This window comes from Mariniblastus fucicola, assembly GCF_008087665.1.
GTDB lineage: Bacteria > Planctomycetota > Planctomycetia > Pirellulales > Pirellulaceae > Mariniblastus > Mariniblastus fucicola.
Genome location: NZ_CP042912.1, coordinates 6450750 through 6466331 on the forward strand (window position 1 = coordinate 6450750; position 15582 = coordinate 6466331).

The following is a 15582-nucleotide window of genomic DNA, read 5'->3' on the forward strand; positions in this document are numbered from 1 at the left end:
TGGCTGGTGCATGAAACAAATTTTATTTGTTGTCTGTGCTGGCGTGCTCAGCGTTGTACTTTTGATTTATGCGACGTTAGCGAGCTTGTCTGCTAACGGTGAAATCAGAAGGCAGCGTTTTCGCGAGAAGATTGTCGCCGACGTGGATCCTCTTGGTCAAACATCGGTGTATGACGGCGAGCTATTGTCGATGCTTGCGGACAACGAACGCGGAAGACTGGCATCTTCGCTGGTATTAGTTAGTGCGGACCTCGCAGATCCTGCCTTTCAACGCATCGTAGAGTTTGAAAACCTCGGCGAACTTGGAATGTACTCATGTGAAAACATGAAAGAGTTTCTGGCAACACTGAAGAAACTGAATCGTCTTGAATCCATCTTTGTTGAAACCACAAGCCTTCCGGATGGAACGTTCGAATCGTTTGCTTCACTCCCAAATCTGAAGAAGCTTCATCTGGAGCAGACCGTGCCCGCGGAATCCATCGAGTCGTTCAATGAGCTGCGACCTGATGTTGAGGTCAAATGCGATTTTGTTAATTGAAATGATTTGATTCGAGCAATACTGTCCGAGAAAGCTGCTTCCGCTAGCCAAGCCAATTTCAAGAATCAATTCTATTCGCTTTACAATTTGAATGTCGAATCGAGAAAACTAAACAGGGTACATCCATGAGCCAAAAAATGAATCGTCGTCACTTGCTGAAGTCTGCTTTGGCCGCCATGCCCGTCGCAGCGATGCTACCCGGCTTCCATGTGGGCGGCTCTGTTCGCAATCGGGACACACTGCGATTGGCCGCCGTTGGAATCGGTGGACGCGGGATGGCTGACCTGAATGCGATGAGTTCGCACAAAGGCTTTGAGCTGAACGCAGTTTGCGACGTCGACAAAACCTTCTTTGCCAACGGCAAGAAATTCAATGAAAACGTCGCGTGCTTTCAGGACTATCGCACGATGTTCGATGAAAAATCCGACGATTTCGATGCGGTTTTGGTCGCGACTCCGGATCATATGCATTCTCCGATTACGAAAATGGCGATTGAAGCTGGCAAGCATGTGTACCTGCAGAAGCCACTGGCCCAGGACATTGGCGAATGCCGTTTGTTGGCCGACACCGCTGAGGCTCACCCGGAGCTGGTGACGCAGATGGGAATCCAGATTCACTCGCACCCCGCTTATCGCACCGCTGTGAAATGGATTCAATCTGGATTGATCGGCACCGTCAACGAAGTACATAGCTGGTCCGGCAAGGGCTGGGGCGGTGAAGTAACAGGAACCGATCCTTCGGACGCGCCCGAGCATCTTGATTGGGATTTGTACTGTGGCGTCTCGGAAAAACTGGCTTACGTCGAGGGCTACTACCATCGCAACAATTGGCGAAAGTGGCTGGCGTTCGGGACGGGTACGCAGGGCGATATGGGTTGCCACATTGTTGACCCGGTTTTCACGGCACTGAAATTGAAGCGTCCGACAAAAGTAAAATCGCTGGGCCCCAAACCGTTTGAGAAAAACTTCGCTCTGATCAGTCATGTCGAGTACGAGTTCAAAGGTACGGACTACACGACCGACGCATTGAAGCTTTCCTGGTACAACGGATCGATGCGGCCAACGAAGCTGGAACACTTGCCGGATGGAGTCGAGTTGCCTCATCAGGGATCAGTTTTCATCGGCGACAAGGGCAGCCTGATTTTGCCGCACATCGCTGCTCCGATTGTGTTCGATAGCGAGGGCAATGTTGTAGAGAAATTACCTGAATCGGTAGCTGCTGCAAACCATTTTCACGACTGGATCGATGCGGCATTGGGCGAGAAAGAGAAAGCGACGGCTCATTTTCAATACGCCGGACCGTTGACCGAAGCAGTGCTGATGGGAACGGTTGTCAATCGTTGGCCAAACCGCGAGTTCAATTGGAACGCTGACGAGTGCCGTTTCTCCGGTGATGGAACCGAAGTCGCAGAAGCGAATGCTCTGTTGCGACCAGCATATCGAACTGGTTGGTAGCGTCCTTTCACGGCGAAGCATTTGAACCATCGACGCCCAGCGATTGGCACCCATTCTCTCGTCCAATCGAGTGAACGCAATTTCCGCGTCAGTTCACTGGGCGAAGGCAGAGCGATCCACCTTCCACTGGTCAACACCTCACGGACTCATTCCCATTCGATTGAGTTGACGTTGCTCGGGCAGCGACCATCCGACAGTAGCCGCGCCGAATCCTTACTTCAATTCAAACCAGTAAGTCCAGTCATGCGATAGCGCAAGAATGCCTTTGCCGCTTGGCGACACGAAGAAACGAAAGATGTCAGACTTGCGCTCATTGTGAAACGTGCATGAATCCACTCGCGTCCCGTCCGTTCGGAAAATTATCAAAGGGTGCTGGTCGTTCTGCGCGTAGATCAGTGGCCTTTTCGGGTGAAAGGTCATTGTGCTGGCCTCTTCACCGCTGTCGACTACAAACTTTGGCTTTTGAAGATTGTCCATCGCGAAAACGTAGTGTGATTCGTTAATGATTGGCCAGTCACTGTTAAACGGACAACGGTTTCCCCCAGGAGTGGCTACCAATTTGCCGCCGAAGACTGGCTGACTGAATTCGCAGAACGCCTGACTGACTTCTTCGAACATCAGGCCATCCCGTGTCACCCGATAGCGGGCGAGACTCCCGGCAGAAACGAAGAGATGTTTGCCGTCAGGCGACATCGTCATGACTTCGGATAACGGAAAGTTCTCGTTCTCCGGAAACTTCTCCTTTTGTCTTTCGAGGAATTCGCGTTGAGTCTCCGAAAAAATGACCTTTCCCCTGTTCACATCAAAAACGCAAATCTCTTTCTTCCGGTTTGGTGTCGTTCCCGTCCCAATCGCGTATTTTGACTTTGGTGAACCCGCGAGAACGAGATTGCAAGAAGTAAAAAACCGCTTCTTGATTTTCAAAGACTCGTTGTCAACCAGATAGACGCAGTCGTTGGCACGACAGCCCACGAGCAAGCCACTTCGGGTCATGGTAAAGGCACGACCGTACCCCTGTCCTGTGTTGAGCGTTTTGAGCTTGCGAAATTCGGGCACAGAATACATCGACAGGACTCCATCCCGGTCCAGCAAATAGAGACGATCTCCCTTGGGTGAGAAAATCGGCAGTGCTTCTCCAAATTTGGAGCGATCCAGTTTGAGCTCGAAGGCTTTGGCCGGGCCGTCGATACCAACTTCGTCGCCCATCATTGGCTCATCCACATCGACGGGGTCAAGCGTACTAAAAGAAATCGTGGGCAGGCCGTTTGAGTCGCCGACTTTCCAATCCTCGGGCTTGCCAGCGAGACGCACGCCAAGCAGCTGAGCCTGCGACTGGTTGAACACGTCGCCACCAAGGATCAACAAACTTCCATCACTCGGATGAGCCACGTAGCTTTTGACTTGATATTTGTAATCCGACGCCTTGAATTTCGCATTCCTGACTCCTTTTGAGTCCAGCACGATGAGTGAAAAGTCGTTGGTGCAAAGTAAGATCCGTTTGGAAGCAGGGTCAATATCCAACGTGCGTCCGCGAACGCCTTCTTCGAGCTTCAGTTTGGGCGTCTGAAGGTTGTCAATCGAAAACAGCAAGGTGCCGCGACTGGCCGATCCGCCCGGCAGCGCGACGTGCTTGTCGTCCGCACACAAACAGAGTGGACGGTTGCCTCCATGTGGCTGGCTGGTTTCTTCAAACGTCAAATGTTCATCTTCAATGGCGAACCGACCGATCTGACCAGGCTTCGATGAAGTCAGCAGGTACTTGCCGTCCGAAGTCGCAGCGACATCCAGAACGGGAAACTCCAACATGCTTACCACGCGTCCAGCCATCGTGTCGATCACCTGAATCCCGTTGTCGCCTCCAGCATAGGCGTAGCGGCTCGTTGGCGCGGCCGCGAGTTGAGTGGCGCCTTTGGCGACAAGACGATGCTTCACTTTCAGATCCGATGAATCAACGATCAGAACCTGGCCTTTTTCTGAAAGCGTCAGCGCGCAATTGTTGGCCAGCGCGATAGACACCGGCTTGGTTCCCGTCGGCAAAACATGAGTCTGCTCGAAAGAAGGATATTCGGTGCGAATCAATTTTCCGCTGGTGTCTGAGTAGTAAAGCTCAGTTCCACCCTTTGACCAAATGGGATCGCAACTTATGGCAGCGTTGATCTCCTTCGCAGCAAGCCCACCCAGATCGGTATCTTTGGCAATGGCCGACTTCTTTTCTGCGGCGGGTTTGGGTGCTTCTGTTTTAACCCAGGCCTTGTTGGCTTCCAGTTCAGTGCGCTCGGTATCGGTCAAAGGAACAAGTGACGATTTCTTGATGACCGGAATTCGCGTTGAGCGCCCCCGATTTTTTGGTCGAACCGGTTTTCTGCCCGTGTTTTTTGCGTCGGTCCCGGCAAGCTTCCGAGGCATTTTGATTGTGACTGGTTTTGAGAAAAACTCCTTGCCGCCGATGGTTCTTTTCGAGCGAATCACCAGTCGTTTTACGTTGGAACCATTCGTTGGGATCTTGATTTTGCCCACAAATGAAGCCGGATACTTTCCCTTTTTGGTTTCCAGCCGAAGACCAGATTGACCCTGCAACAATGACTCTGACACTTCACGTTCGGTGTGGTCATAGCGATAGACCAAAAGTTCTTTTGCTTCGGCTTGCCACGAGTCGTACCACAAGCCTTCGATTTCGAATGTCTCAAACGCATCATCCTGCTTGAGGAGTCGTGCTTTGGGTGAACTCACATGCGGTGGAATCAAAGAAGGAATCATACTCGCGGGAAATAACTCTCTGGTGGTCGAACCGCGTGGAAGATTTCCGGGAATTCCGACAAAGGCACCGTTGGCATTGATGACCAATGCGAGACGGTCAATCTTGAAATCTTTCGAATCCATTTGCACGCGTTCAATTGAATTGTCTCTGCCTCGAAAGATCTTCGTGATTTTGCCCTCGAAAGTCATCGGCGCGACCGAATCCGAGTTTTGACCTCGAGCGATTTCCGTCCCAACGATCTGAACGTTCATGCCTTGTTCACATTCGGCAATTGGCAGATCCAACAATGTGTTGGTCACATGACGGGAGTCGAATTTGACGGTCACACTCTGAGTCGGTCCTTCGGCCTCCCACATTTCGCCATCGACCCGTTTCTCGTTTCCCGACTCATCGATCAATACGACTTTGCAGCTTCCTGAATATCGCCTGCCACGCTCAGCCTCAAACGAAGCAAAGGCAAACTCTTCGTCCTTGAAGAAAACCATGCCAGCAGACGCGTGAGACTTTCCTTCAAATTCAGACCAGATGACACATGTCACAGAACGAACCGCTTCAACGCTTGGTGAGTCTTGAAGTTCAAAGGGATCGCCTTGCAGTTTTTCGATCTCTGTGCGATCAGTGGCGCTGAGCCGATCGATTGCAACCGTGATTCTTTTACCGGTGCGATCCAGCAAAACAACTTTGCCGTTTTCTGCAGCGAGGAATTTGGCTTCGACACTAAATTTTCCGGTCCGATCGGTCCACGTTTTGAATTCTTGCCCCTGTAAATCGCAGGCAAAAAGGAAATGAATCGCGAGGCAAAACCCCAATGCCAGCCGCGCGGACTTTGAGAATGAACTTCGCACTTTCAGATTTTCAAAAAAGATCAATTCGAACCAGTCGTTTCGGAGCGCGGCTCCATGCTGTTTGTTGAGTTTCATGCTTTGAGCTGGTAATGAGGATTTATTTCGCTGTTCGAAATTCTAATTGCAGTTGTGGCGTTTTGCACGTTCAGCAAAGAAACGGGACAACGAAACGTTCTACGCTACCGTTCCCGGTTCGAGTTTCCAAGGAATGTGTTCCGGGATGAACTTATACTTCGGGCTGGCATTTCAGCTCTCACTCACCAAGGTCACTCCACACCATTCCGACCCTGAGCCTCCAACGTGTATTCGATCGCACTCGCTAATCCAGCATCCTCATTGATCCATCGTGTGCTCGCACCTTCGGTCCAAAATCGCTTACGATCCGGATGATTCGGCTTTAGTTTTCTCGTACACCATGACTTAAACTGAGCCACCGTCGTTTCCGGTCTGGTTTGGGGATCAATTACCACGACATGCGCGTGATTTGACCTAACATTAACAGCATGCAACTTCCAACCGCGTATCTCGCAATGCTTCCGAATCGTCGTTTCAACAAGACTTCGATCGGTGGGAGTGAGTAAGAATGGAGGTTCATTTAAGTCCCCGATGGCTGACTCCTCCCTTGCCATATTCGACGGAAGTGACTCATGTTCACCTTTGCGATTCCATCCTCTCTCATCGCCGGGAAGCCACGTTCCGTAAGTCGTCCACGACAGGAAATAGGCGAGCGGTTCACCAGTTGAAAACGGGTTTGTCCATGCCCGCATCGTAGCCTTTAAGTTGCACCAACGCTGGCGGACAAGCCTCGATTTCTGCTGTATCCAATCCTCTCTTTCTTCCATCATTGGCGGACTCGGCCAATACAAGCCCGAAGCGTTGCCGACCTTTGGTCGCCTGCGAGTGGTTAGCAACCACGAAATACAAGCCCGAAGCGCCAGCGAGTGGTTCGTCCGCGCCATCAAGTCTGGCTTCAGGTCGTTTTCGCGTTCCATTTTCGGCAACTTGGCCAACAGTGAATCCAGAGCTGTTCTTGCGTCAAAGAATGGGCCGAGTTCGAGCATGCGTTTTGCGCAGTCAAACCACTCGCAGGCGACCAAAGGTCGGCAACGCTTCGGGCTCGTATTTTCAATCTCTCGTGTTGCTCGATACGGCAGCCCTTTTTGACAGGACGTTGTGCGGTCGCCAACGCGCGAGCCCACCTTTTAATCCTGTCAGCACAGCCCGTGAAGGGTTACCCACACCGCAAACAAAGTGTGTCAAGATTTGACCACGAAAGACACCAAAACCACGAAAGTTCAGCGCACGTCTTTTCGAAAGGGTTGAGCCTGGAAAGTTAGCCGCATGAACGCGAATAGACGCCAATCCGTGCAACTGCGAATGGATCATGTTTCATCATGTAAATCCTGTCAGAAAATGACTGCGGCGACATGACCGTAATCGAAGGCTCTTGGACCTTATTCTTCTTTGGCACCTTTTTCTTCGAATCCGCAATACAAGCACGATGCGCAAGCGAGTGAGTCGACCGCGAATCAATTAAGTAGCCTGCCCCCTTATTCATTGCCCCGATATCAGTCGCAAATTGCCGTGTTTTATCGATTCAGAAAGAATTTGCAAAAACGGTGTAACAATCTTCTACGTCTCCCGCTGTTTCCTTAGACGAGGAAACCAACACACGAACCGGAGACGAACGATGAAAACGACTCAAATATTCAGCACTGCACTTTTTCTGATCGCTGCCCTGTTTACGGCAGCTGCCACACATGCCCAAAGCATCGATAACGACATCGATCTTGACGATGGCGTGCTGACGATCGAAGGCGATTGGACAGTGGATTTCATTTATGTATGGCTGGATGATGACGAGATCGAAGTCGAAATTCTCCAGTGGCGAGACATGGGAGACGTCTACACAGAGAATCCTGCGAAGACACGATCAAGAGATTTTGACATTGAGGATGTAGATTCGATAGAAATTTATTCTGAGGGCGGAATCGATCAAATCCAAATTGACAACCTACCCGAGAGTGTCATTTCTTTGTGGATCGAAAGCGGCGATGGGAATGACTATCTTTACTGTCTTGCAGAGGGCAGCGTCCAAGCCTTCTGTGGGAGCGGCAATGATACCGCCACGATCTTTGAATCAAATGGCGTTTTTGTATTCGGAGGTGAAGGTAATGATCGAATTAATACAGGACATGGTGATGACTATGTCGAAGGAGGATCGGGCGATGACCATATCAGCACAAGCTTGGGAAATGACAGCATCAATGCTGGTGCCGGACATGACTTCGTCAATGCGGGAATGGGTCATGATCTTGTGGTGGGCGGAAGCGGCGATGACCGGCTGATTGGCGACGGGGGCAATGATCATCTCTACGGCGGCCCGGGCGACGATGATTTGCTAGGTGACTACGGAAAAAACGGCAAACTGGCCGGCGGCGGAACGGATTACCTTGACGGTCAAGAAGGCGACGACATTGTGCGATGCGACTACGACGGCAACGTCGACACGCTTGTCGGGAGCGCAGGAGCAGACGAATTCATTTACCGTGTCTACAGCAGCCACTTGATCACGTCAGGTCGAGGCGGGCCATTTGATATTCACAATTTGCAGCGTCAAACCACCGAATGGGAACGCGATCAGGTAGTGGACTTCAGTGTCGCCGAAGGTGACAAACTGACCTCACGAAAGAGGTAGTCTGCCGTTACAAAGTTCATCGTCAACGTGAAAACCACTGGCATCTGCTAAACAGCGATGCCAGTGGTTTTTCTATTGCCACGATGTGCCGCATATTCATCGTGGCACCGCCGATTCTAAAAGTTGGCAATGTGGAAACTGCGACGATGCTTTTGACGGGTGAAGCGGATGATCGAACTCCGAAGTCTGACCGGGCGAGTCAGAACGATATGATCGCGCGCCCAAGTTGCGTAAGATCGGGCCAACATTTATGGACCGCGGTACCTTATCCTGTCGGCACGGGTTAGGAAACGAACGCCAACAGTGGCCCAATATCACCACCGTCTGCAGCGCGAAGAGCTTCAATGTATTGAGTTCGGCGACTTGACATTCTTTGAATGTCGAACCCACCTGCCCAATCTATCGGCTTTTGCCCAAGTACTTTAGTAAGCACCGTGTCAGCCATTATTCGGGCGTGTCGGCCATTTCCGTTCGGAAAAGGATGGATGAAGACCAGCTTATGATGAAAACGCGCAGCAAACTCTAGCGGGGAATATGTTTGATGCTCGACCCAATAACGGGCATTGTCGAGAAGTTGACGCAACTGAACAGGAATCTGGTATGGAACAATCCCAATGCTCTTTTCAGTCAGTCGAAATGTTCCTGCCCAATCCCAAACTTGTCCAAAGAGTTTTTCATGCAATTCACGCGCAAATGAATCGCAAAATAGCTCCACCTTCTTCAGTTGATTGAGCCACTTTAACCCCTCTTGAATATTGAATTGCTCCAATTCATCAAGTTGCCCCCGCGTCCTTACGTGCTTGTGCTTCAGACCTTTAAGTTCATCTGGATCAAGCGGTGTTGCGCCGTAGGGTTCGCCGACGATCTTACTCATTCTTCGTTCCACAAGCTTGAGGGCCTTGCCAGTAGGTCGTTCACAACTTGTTCGATGTGTTTTTCCATTTGTTGATTCGTGAGGTTTTGGGCTTCAAGGGCCATGTGAACACCGGCTTGATTGACTAGTTCTGTAGCTTTTTCGCGCGCTCGATGTTCAATAATTTCTTCTACATCTCGGTCTGGAATTACGGCGTACACAAAACGGCAATTCATATTTGCCGCAATCTGTTTCATTGTGTTGATGGTTATTGCTCCCTCAATTTCTGCCTTTTCACTGCGCGAAATCGCCCCGCGGGTTATTCCCATTCTTCGTGCAAGCTGAGCACCAGACATTCCAAGCGCTGTGCGCACCGTGCGCAGCCAACCCCCAGATGGGGTTTCCACTTGTCCAAATTGCTTTCGAGCTTCGTTCACATTCTCTCGAAGCTGACGAGCTATGACCGCTTTGATGCTCATGCGCCTACCTATCAATTGACAAATGCCATACTATGCATACATAAACATATACAAAATATTGCAATTGTCAACCGTTAAGTGTACGTGTTGAAAATAAAGTTTACTTATAGGTTGACAAAAAGAGCTCATTTTCCCGAGAACACAGGAAAAGATGGGGCTTTGGGGACAAACGCTTACCTTCGGCCCAGACAACGATCTAGTCGGCCATCGAACTCAACTATTCCTCAACCCAGATCGCGGGCACTTTGGCTTTGCGGATGGCGGAGTTGAACTTCTTGATGCCTTTGGAGACGACTTCGTTTTGCTGGTCGAGGAGCTCGTCGATCTCGGTGATTAGCATGTCGCGGACTTCGAAGGATTGAGCCGTCGGAGCGTAGTCGCCGGTGCTGGCGACGCTGACCAAGGCGCTCAAACGATTGTTGAGCTTGATGGGATAGTTCAGCGGATCCTGTGGGCTGCGGTTCTTCGTTTGGTACAAGGCTTCTTCGACCTCGGTCAACTCCTTGACCAATTCGTCGGCTTGCTCGCTGAGCGACTCGTACTTCTCGTCGTCGGCGATGCGCTTTTTGAAGGATGTAATTTGTGATTTCAAGTCACGCGTGCGGGCGATCGATTGGTGGACTTCGGAAAGCTTGTCGCGGATCACGACCAGGAAATCGAACTGGCCCTGCAAGTCTTCTACCGATGATGACGAACGAGGGTCCTTTTGGATTTCGAACTCGGTGGTGAATTCCTCGTCGCCGATTTTCAGGTTCGCGGTGTAGGTGCCGGGAACGGCTGTTGGGCCTTGCGTGCCGCCGCCCCACAGGACCATGCCGTCGAACGTTTTGGCTGACGGATATCGCAAGTTCCAACGGACTTCGTTGAGGCCGGTTTCCAGTTCCAGTTTGGTTTGATCATGTTTGTCGGCGTCCTTGTTCTTCTCGTCGGGCTTGGAGTGCCATTGGTGGACGACAGTGTCGGCGGAGTCGACGATCGTGAGCGAACATTCGACGTCTTCCTCGGGTTTCTCTCTGAGGAAGAATCGAATCGGTGCTCCGGATCGAACGTTTTGCCCGGAAGTTCGCCCGACGGTTTCCGAACCGCCACCGGACATCCGATAAACGGGTCTTGATTCGAAAAGATGAACATCGGATTTGGCTGCGGACTCGTTCAACTGGTTGAGCAACGAAAGATCGTCCAGCACCCAAAACGATCGGCCCTGGGTGGCGACGATCAAGTCATCGTCTTTGATTGCCAGGTCGGTGATCGGAACGACGGGAAGGTTGCACTGAAACGCTGTCCACTGCTGGCCGTCGTCGAACGAAACGTACAGCCCGCTTTCCGTTCCGGCGAACAACATGCCGGCTCGGGTGGTGCTGGATCGGATCACGCGGGTGAAGTGTTTGGCGTCGATGCCGTTAGTGATTTTGGTCCAAGTCTCGCCGTAGTCCGTGGTCTTGAACAGATAAGGCGCGAAGTCGTCCAGCTTGTAACGCGTCGCAGCGACGTAGAGGCCTCCGGGTTCGGTCGGATGGGCTTCGATGGAATTGATCTGCGACCACTCGGGCATATCCGGTGGCGTGACGTCGGTCCAGGATTCGCCACCGTCGCGAGTCACGTGCAGCAGTCCGTCGTCGCTGCCAGCCCAGATGGTGTCGGCGTCAGTGGCCGATTCGCAGGCCGCGAAGATCGTGCAGTAGTACTCGACGCTGGTGTTGTCTTTCGTGATCGGGCCTCCGGATGATCCAAGCTTCGAAGGATCGTTGCGGGTTAGGTCTTCGCTGATTTGCTGCCAGCTTTCACCGCCGTTGGTTGTCTTGAACATAACGTTGCCGGCCGTGTAGAGGACGGAAGGGTCGTGACGCGAGAAGAAGATCGGAAAGTTCCATTGGAATCGGAACTTGCCATCGCCTGCTCCGTGGCCCATCGGGTTGTCGGGCCAGACGTTGATGCTGCGACGCTCTTTGGTGCGGTGGTTGTATCGCGTCAGGTAGCCGCCGTACGATCCGCCGTAAACGATTTCGGGGTCGTTGGGGTCGGGAGCGATGTGGCCGCTTTCGCCGCCGGCGGTCGATTCCCAATCGCGTTCGCCGATCGATCGACCGCTGGTGCGGCTGTCGATGCGAACGGTTGAGTTGTCTTGTTGGGCGCCGTAGATGCGGTAGGGAAAGTGGTTGTCGGTGGCGACGCGATAGAACTGAGCGGTGGGCTGGTTCATGTAAGTCGACCAGTTCGCTCCGCCGTCGTTGGAGACTTGTCCGCCGCCGTCGTCGGCAACGATCATCCGCTTCGCGTTGTCGGGATCGATCCACAAGTCATGATGGTCGCCATGCGGAGTCCGAATGCTGCTGAAGGACTTGCCGCCGTCAGCGGATCTCCAGAACCGAACGTTCACGACGTAGACTTCGTCCTTGTTCGTTGGCCCGCAGTAAACCCGCGTGTAGTACCAGGCTCGTTGGCGAAGTGTGCGCTCGGAGTTGATTCGCGTGAAAGTTTCGCCGCCGTCGTCGGAGCGAAAGAGGCCTCCTTCGGGGGCTTCGATGATGACGAAGACTCGGTCCGAATCGACGGGAGACACGGCAACGCCCGAGATGCCGATCGGGCCGGCCGGGAGTCCTTTGTTGGCTGTGATTTCTTTCCAGCTTTCGCCGCCATCGGTGGATTTCCAGACGCCGGAACCTTCGCCGCCGCTTTCGAGGCTGTAAGGCGTGCGGCGGATTCGCCAGGTGGAAGCGTACATGGTGTTGGGGTCGTTTGGATCGAAAGTCAGATCAACGGCTCCGGCGTTTTCGTTGGCGAAGAGGACTTTCTTCCAGGAGTTGCCGCCGTCGGTGCTTTTGAAGACGCCGCGTTGTTGGTTGGGGCCGTAGAGGTGACCGAGTACGGCTGCGAAGACGGTGTTGGAGTCGGTTGGGTGGATGCGGATGCGAGGGATGTGGTGTGAGTCGGTCAAGCCAACGGAAGTCCAGGATTTGCCGCCGTTGACGGATTTCCACATGCCGGATCCGTGCGAGACGTTGCCGCGCACGGTGACTTCGCCGCCACCGACATAGATCACGTTGGGGTTGGAGGGTGCGACAGCGACCGCTCCGATCGATCCGCCAAAGTATCCGTCGCTGACGTTGGTCCAGGTGGCTCCAGCGTCTTCGGTTTTCCAGACTCCGCCGCCGGCAGCGCCCATGTAGTACAGCATCGGGTTGTTGGGGACGCCAGAGACGGCTGCAGAGCGGCCGCCGCGGAAGGGGCCGATGGAGCGGAACTTGAGGGAGGAGAAGATGGAGTCGCGAGCAACGTCTAGTTTTGATTGGGCGCTGGCGTCGGGAGCATTTGTAGACAGGGCAGTCGTCGCGACGAGGAGAAAGATTGCCAGAAAACGATTTGCGGAAGTGCCGATGAGTCGCATGTGGTGGCTCGTGTTGAGTTGCTTTGATGTTGTGTCAACGGAAGGGTCGATTGTAGTCGGAATTTTGAGGGGAAGGGAAATACGAGCATGCAATACGAGCCCGAAGCGCAAGCGAGTGGTTTTGCCGCACCGTGAACAACGTTTTCGCTTTGGTTTTGTCTTGAGGTTGGCGACTGCGCGGATGAACCACTCGCGGGCGACTCTCCAAGTCGCAACGCTTCGGGCTTGTATTGCGATCGTTTCGCGAATGCACTCAGCGCAACGAAACTCTACAATACAACCATGACTCAAAGTGACTTCAACACCGGCGAACCACTCGCCTACTTCCTCACGTGGACAACGTACGGAACATGGTTGCCGGGTGACGATCGTGGATGGAATCGGAAAGGCGAACATGAATCGCTTCCACGAAATGTGGCAAGGTTTGAGTCGGCCCGTGGCGAATTAAAAGAGGAGCCATTTCTGTTGTCCGCATCTGATCATGAGGTCGTCAAGAATACGATCCACAAGCATTGCGGAATTCGAAATTGGCAATTGCACGCGGTTAACGTTAGGTCGAATCATGTCCATGTGGTTGTGGCTGCGTCTGAAACGAAACCGCAAACGGTGGTGTCGCAGCTTAAAGCTTGGGCAACTCGCCATCTTGGGGATGCGTATCCGAATCGAAAACGGTTCTGGACGGAGGGAGCCAGCACGCGGTGGATTAACAGGGAAGCTGACCTGGCGAGTGCAATCGAATACACGCTTGAGGCGCAAGATCTCAAAGGCGTCGAGTAGTGCAAACAATACGAGCCCGACGCGCAAGCGAGTGGTTCTGGTGCGACACGAATGGCGCTTCCGATTTGGCTTCGTGTCATGGTTGGGCGATTGCGCGGTTGAACCACTCGCTTGCGCTTCGGGCTTGTATTTCGTGTTTGTATTGTTACTCACCGCGGCGTTTCTTCTTCGCGGCGATGATTGACTTGTACATCTTGCCGGTGGCTTTTTCTCGCTGATGACGTTCAGCGAGTGATTGCGAATTGCGAGCCTGTTCGGCACGGAGTTTCATGAAACTGGTGAATCGTCGCTGTTCCAGCTCACCTGATTCGACGGCTGCTGCGATTGCACAGCCATCGTCGCCTTCATGGCTGCAGTTTCTGAAGCGACATTGCTGGGCAACTTCGAGGATGTCCTCGAACAAGTCAGCGATGCCTTCTTCGCAAGCCGGTAGCTGAAGTTCGCGAATGCCAGGATTGTCGATCAAGACTCCGCCGCTTGGTAGCAGATGAAGCGAACGAGCCGTCGTCGTGTGCCGTCCTTTGGCATCGTGTTCACGAATTCCCGCCGTTGCCAATCCTCCCACACCAAGAGCATTGGCCAGCGTTGACTTTCCAACGCCCGACGAACCGAGCAAGGCCACTGTCTTCCCCGGCCCGCACCAATCAACAAGAACTTCCGCTTGTTCTGGATCGCGAGCATCAAGCGCTTCAACCAGCAGGCCGGGGTGAAGTTGCTCGGCCTCGCGGCGGCATTCGGCGGCTCGATCGTTGAGGTCTGCCTTCGTCAAAACGACGACGGGGTTAATGTTGGCTTGCAGGGACAACGCGAGATAACGTTCAATTCGCGAAAGATTGAAGTCATCGTTGCACGAACTGACGATAAAGATCGTGTCGATGTTGGACGCGATCAGTTGTGCTTTCACCTCTTCGCCAGCAGCTTTACGGTGCAGCAACGTTTGTCGATCAAGCCGCCGAATCGCGCGATGATCTTGGGCGTTGACAATCAGCCAGTCTCCGACGGCGACTTCTCCCGCGGATTCAGCCAGCTGAACCGGAACGGCAAATTCGCCATCGATTCCAAGCATCAAAATCTGGCTGCCATGATGAGCCGAAACACGAACAATCAGACCATTGGAAGATTCTTCCACAGAGACCTGTTGCTCGAAAAATGGATTCCACCCGATTCCACGAAGCTGTTCATAGCTCATAGACTAGTCCTGTTTGAGTTGCCCGATGGACACGCCAGACCTCACCCTGGTTCACTGAACTTCAAACTTTTCCTTACAATCTGCGATTATCTGACGCCACATTTTACAGGCCTACCATGAAAGCTGCCTCCATCGCCGAACTGAAAAAGGAGCTTGTCCGTTTGGAGCACGGCGAGTTGCTGGACGCGTGTTTGCGATTGGCTCGATTTAAAAAAGACAACAAAGAGCTTTTGACGTATTTGCTGTTCTTGCAACAGGACGAAAGTGCATTTGCGAATTCGTTGTGTGCAGAAATCACGGATCAGTTTTCGCTGACGCCAAACGCGCACCGGAAAACGTTGCGTAAGATTATTCGATGGATGAACAAGTGTTTGCGCTTTACAAAAGTCAAAGACACCGAAATACAGGTGCGACTTCATTTCTGTCGGTCACTTCGTTCGAGCAAGACTCCGATCCGAAAATCCAGAGTCGTTATCAATATGTATAACGGGCAACTGAAAAAGGTCCGCAAGGTCATAGAAAAACTTCACAACGACATCAAGAACGAAGTCGAACGTGAAATACAAAGCCTCGAACTGTAAACATCTCCAGTTGACGTAAAGCCTT

11 protein-coding genes are annotated in these 15582 nt (G+C 52.5%); 5 read left to right on the forward strand and 6 right to left on the reverse strand.

The genetic code is table 11. The features are described from left to right. Positions 1–10 precede the first annotated feature (10 nt). A complete protein-coding gene (locus tag MFFC18_RS24215) occupies positions 11–538 on the forward strand; it encodes a hypothetical protein (RefSeq protein WP_075085852.1) in 528 nt (175 codons plus the stop codon). A 125-nt stretch (positions 539–663) separates the two neighbouring features. Beyond that, on the forward strand, positions 664–1992 hold the full coding sequence (locus MFFC18_RS24220) for a Gfo/Idh/MocA family protein (RefSeq protein WP_075085851.1): 1329 nt from the start codon (positions 664–666) through the stop codon (positions 1990–1992). 213 nt (positions 1993–2205) lie between these two features. Here MFFC18_RS24220 and MFFC18_RS24225 read toward each other — a convergent pair whose 3' ends face one another. Then, a complete protein-coding gene (locus MFFC18_RS24225) occupies positions 2206–5670 on the reverse strand; it encodes an SHD1 domain-containing protein (protein WP_075085850.1) in 3465 nt (1154 codons plus the stop codon). A 191-nt stretch (positions 5671–5861) separates the two neighbouring features. Then, a complete protein-coding gene (locus MFFC18_RS25880; protein ID WP_390621695.1) occupies positions 5862–6362 on the reverse strand; it encodes a transposase in 501 nt (166 codons plus the stop codon). A gap of 923 nt (positions 6363–7285) precedes the next feature. Here MFFC18_RS25880 and MFFC18_RS24235 point away from each other — a divergent pair. Continuing rightward, the gene (locus MFFC18_RS24235; RefSeq protein ID WP_075085847.1) at positions 7286–8293 is read left to right on the forward strand and encodes a calcium-binding protein; all 1008 of its coding nucleotides are present in this window, start codon (positions 7286–7288) and stop codon (positions 8291–8293) included. A 283-nt stretch (positions 8294–8576) separates the two neighbouring features. Here MFFC18_RS24235 and MFFC18_RS24240 read toward each other — a convergent pair whose 3' ends face one another. From MFFC18_RS24240 to MFFC18_RS24250, 3 genes are all read right to left on the reverse strand, one after another. Then, positions 8577–9167 carry a mobile mystery protein B gene (locus MFFC18_RS24240; RefSeq protein ID WP_075085846.1) on the reverse strand — a complete coding sequence of 197 codons (591 nt, stop codon included), beginning with the start codon at positions 9165–9167 and terminating at the stop codon, positions 8577–8579. Beyond that, positions 9164–9625: a mobile mystery protein A gene (locus MFFC18_RS24245; RefSeq protein ID WP_075085845.1), complete on the reverse strand. Its 462-nt coding sequence runs from the start codon at positions 9623–9625 to the stop codon at positions 9164–9166. Before MFFC18_RS24245 ends, MFFC18_RS24240 begins: the two co-directional genes overlap by 4 nt. Before the next feature lie 217 nt (positions 9626–9842). Then, positions 9843–13010, reverse strand: a complete 3168-nt coding sequence (locus MFFC18_RS24250) for a WD40/YVTN/BNR-like repeat-containing protein (RefSeq protein WP_075085844.1) — start codon at positions 13008–13010, stop codon at positions 9843–9845. A gap of 282 nt (positions 13011–13292) precedes the next feature. On the opposite strand from MFFC18_RS24250, the gene MFFC18_RS24255 reads away from it, so the two are divergent. Beyond that, a complete protein-coding gene (locus MFFC18_RS24255; RefSeq protein WP_075085909.1) occupies positions 13293–13787 on the forward strand; it encodes a transposase in 495 nt (164 codons plus the stop codon). A gap of 145 nt (positions 13788–13932) precedes the next feature. Here the strand turns inward: MFFC18_RS24255 and rsgA are convergent, their stop codons facing one another. After that, positions 13933–14976 (reverse strand): ribosome small subunit-dependent GTPase A, encoded by a 1044-nt coding sequence (rsgA, locus tag MFFC18_RS24260; protein ID WP_075085843.1) that lies wholly within the window; start codon positions 14974–14976, stop codon positions 13933–13935. Between the two features lie 116 nt (positions 14977–15092). Here rsgA and MFFC18_RS24265 point away from each other — a divergent pair, with 116 nt between their 5' ends. Then, positions 15093–15557, forward strand: coding sequence for a hypothetical protein (locus tag MFFC18_RS24265; RefSeq protein ID WP_075085842.1), 465 nt, complete (start codon positions 15093–15095; stop codon positions 15555–15557). Positions 15558–15582: the final 25 nt, after the last annotated feature.